The 3475-nt window shown below is 38.6% G+C and carries 3 protein-coding genes; all 3 read left to right on the top strand.

Annotation, left to right across the window (positions count from 1 at the left end; genetic code table 11):
- Positions 1-1102: 1102 nt before the first annotated feature.
- The 3 genes from BSR11_RS17310 (at position 1103) to BSR11_RS12125 (ending at position 3374) form a co-directional block, all read left to right on the top strand.
- The gene (locus BSR11_RS17310) at positions 1103-1762 is read left to right on the top strand and encodes an AbiU2 domain-containing protein (RefSeq protein ID WP_072670625.1); all 660 of its coding nucleotides are present in this window, start codon (positions 1103-1105) and stop codon (positions 1760-1762) included.
- Between the two features lie 152 nt (positions 1763-1914).
- Entirely contained in the window at positions 1915-2301 is a 387-nt protein-coding gene (gloA2, locus tag BSR11_RS12140; RefSeq protein ID WP_072670624.1) for an SMU1112c/YaeR family gloxylase I-like metalloprotein, read from the top strand.
- 782 nt (positions 2302-3083) lie between these two features.
- Positions 3084-3374, top strand: a complete 291-nt coding sequence (locus BSR11_RS12125; protein WP_072670622.1) for a hypothetical protein — start codon at positions 3084-3086, stop codon at positions 3372-3374.
- The last annotated feature ends 101 nt before the right edge of the window (positions 3375-3475 follow it).

The following is a 3475-nucleotide window of genomic DNA, read 5'->3' as shown; positions in this document are numbered from 1 at the left end:
AGTTATTATCCATACAAACAATTCAAGCAGACCCTCAACGCGTGGCACTTTTGTTTTGCGTTGAGTTTGGTGATTACGGTGTTGTGCGGGAAGTTGGCAGTAGCGTTTCGGGCTACTTAATTGGGCGTTAACTGGCAATGAAATTACCCATCTTTTTTCGTTGAATTTTAAGTTATTGATTTATATTAATAATAAATCGAGTGAAAAATAAAAGGTTATTTTGAAAAATTTGATGTAATTACCATTATTAACAATAGGTTACTGCTAAAGTTTCATAGTTCACTGCCGCATAGGCAGCTTAGAAAAAATCGATACCAACGCTCGACAAGCCTGCAGCGTTCACTGCCGCATAGGCAGCTTAGAAAAATTATGCGCTAACAGCAACGCCAGCACGAACGTTCACTGCCGCATAGGCAGCTTAGAAAATGTTTATAATGAGTTTCTTTTTCGTATTGATGTTCACTGCCGCATAGGCAGCTTAGAAAATGATTAGGTTACGAACCTCACCGGAGACGGTGTTCACTGCCGCATAGGCAGCTTAAGAAATTGGTAATTTTGGCATTTGGGATCGGCCAGTTAACAAGGCGTTAAAGAGGGATTCGCAACGCGCGGCATTTTCTTTATGCATTGATTTTATTGGTTTTTAGTGCAATGCGGTGAGTTGGTCGTTGCGTTGCTCACCCCTTAACGCGGCGTTAACTGGCAATAAAATTACCCATCTTTTTTTGTTGAATTTTAAGTCATTGATTTATATTAATAATAAATCGAGTTAAAAATAAAAGGTTATTTTGAGAAATTTGATGTAATTACTTTTATTAACAATAGGTTACTGATACAGTTTCATAGTTCACTGCCGCACAGGCAGCTTAGAAATAGCAAGCTCCCAACTACGCCGCCAAGCAATTGTTCACTGCCGCACAGGCAGCTTAAAAAATGGGTAATTTTGGCATTTGTGATCGGCCAGTTAACAAAGCGTTCAAGAGGGATTCGCAACGCGTAGCACTTTCGTTATGCTTTGATTTTATTAGTTTTCAGTGCAATGCGGTGAGTTGGCAGTTGCGTTGCTCACCCCTTAACGCGGCGTTAGGCAAGGGGGTACAAGATGGAAGAATCAAACGTTCACAATATCAGTGAAAGCATAAAACATGAGATTATAATTCTTAATATTAATTGGAATATTTATAACGATTTTTTTGTGAATGAAAATCGCCAAGTGTTGTTGTACAAAATGTCTCCAATAGTATTTTTCATTTTTCAACGGTTATTGTTAAATGAAGTAGGGCTAACTTTGTGTAGATTAACAGATCCTGCCCAGCAAGGGAAAAACAAAAACAATAGCATGTATCAACTATTGTCTATACTAAACCATGATACTCAATCTTTGGAAGAGCTAAAATTATCAATAGAGCCAGTGAGAAGTGCTCGAAATAAATTTCTTGCACATAGCGACCTTGATGAACATATCAAAAACTATTTAAATAACACTTCAAATGGAGTGACAGAGTTGTTGTTAAATTTCCCATTGAGTGTAGTGGATACAGATAAGGCAATCAAAATGGTAGGCAGTATCTTTAACCAAGTCAAAAATGAATGTCATCAGTTTTCAGCAATCAAAACTTCTTATGGGCCGGATGGTGGCGTAAAAAGAATGATTGACTTAATGAAATCAGCTTTGTTTTATGAGAAGTTAGAAAAAGAAGGAATAATTGATCCTGGAACGTACTACGAAAGCTGGCAGAAATTCGAGCATAAAAATGCCTAACAAACGCTTCAAGAGGGACAGCCAACGCGTGGCATTTTTACTATGCGTTGGTTTTTGTGGTTACGGTGTTATGCGGAAGCTTAGTAGTAGCGTTGGCTGCCCCTTAAGCGGGCGTTATGTTTACTCGGATAAAGTTCAAATCGGAGAATGTTGTGAATTTAGAAAGTATTCATCATGTAGCGATTATTTGCGCAGATTATCAACGATCTAAGTCATTTTATACTGAAATATTAGGTCTCAAGATCCTTGCTGAAAATTATCGAGAAAGCCGAGATTCATACAAATTAGATTTAGCGTTACCAAATGGTGGACAAATTGAGCTGTTTTCTTTTCCAGAGCCACCGTCCAGATTAAGTAACCCAGAAGCTCAAGGTTTAAGGCATTTGGCGTTTGTTGTTAACTCGGTGGAATCGACAGCTAACGAGTTACAATCACACGGAATTGATGTTGAGCCAATTCGAGTTGATGAATTTACAGGTAAACGATTTACCTTTTTTAAAGACCCAGATGGTTTACCCTTAGAGTTGTACGAAAAATAAACATAACAAACAATTCAAGCAGACCCTCAACGCGTGGCATTTTTATTATGCGTTGAGTTTAGTGATTACGGTGTTATGCGGAAGCTTGGTAGTGGCGTTGGTTGCCCCTTAACCGGGCGTTATGCTTAATCTCATAAAATCAATCGGTTGTGGCCTTTTCTCTGTTCCTTCGGCTATTCGATCTTGTTTGTCGGCAATTGGTTAAGGCGGTCGCTGTTTCAATTAAATTGATGTTGTTAATTTCGAGCGGTTGCCTCATTTTAGTTTTGAGCCGGTTCGTGTTGAGTGTCTTTTTCTCAAAGTCGCTTTGAGTGATTTGGCTCCTTGGCTTATCAGCCAAAAGCGTATCGGCAATTTACTATTGTTTTGCGCTGCCTAATGAAAAGGCAATTTGGTTGGCGCTGCTGGTTCAGCGTAGTTGCCTCATTCGAGTTTCATGCCAGTTTGCTGTGAGTCTGGTTGGTCAGATTTTCGTTAAAAGGGCATATTGTTCTCATGATCGTCGTGAATATATCTTAGTTTTTGTTCAAATCATGGTTTCGATCAGGTTAACGAGTTTTGGTGCTTGGGTTGGTTTGAAAGTCTGAGTTATTCTAATGGTTGCTTAAACCTAAGTGTTTGAAGTTTAAGCATAACAAGGCGTTGAAGAGGGATTCGCAACGCGCAGCATTTTTCGTTATGCATTGATTTTATTGGTTTTTATTGGAATGCGGTGAGTTGGCGGTTGCGTTGCTCACCCCTTAACGCGGCGTTATGTTTTCGGGATAACTTGAGGAACAGGAATGGATTTCATTTGGTTGGTTTTAGCTTTTGGCGCTGCTGCAATATTCTACTATTTCGTAATATATTCGAAGCCACAGGATGATGATTGGCACAAATTACCGACACTTGAGGATTATTTGATAAAGCATCCCGAATGTAAAACGGCAGATTCAGAAAGTGCGAAATGCTTTAGTTGTGGTTCAGATAAAGTGATTTTTCAACCATTAACAGCTCATGCTGATCATCGTTATAAACATATTTGCTTATCTTGCAAAAAAACACTTTTTAGAAGTAAGGCAATAATGTCTTAAATTAGTTGATGATCCTAAGAATATTTTCAATAAAATCATCTAGTTGTAATAAAACATAACAAACGGTTCAAGAGGGACAACCAACGCGTGGCATTTTTACT

The organism is Vibrio injensis, from assembly GCF_001895205.1.
Taxonomy (GTDB): Bacteria; Pseudomonadota; Gammaproteobacteria; order Enterobacterales; family Vibrionaceae; genus Vibrio; species Vibrio injensis.
Note: the sequence above shows the minus strand (reverse complement) of the source record. Positions and strands in the feature narration are given on the sequence as shown.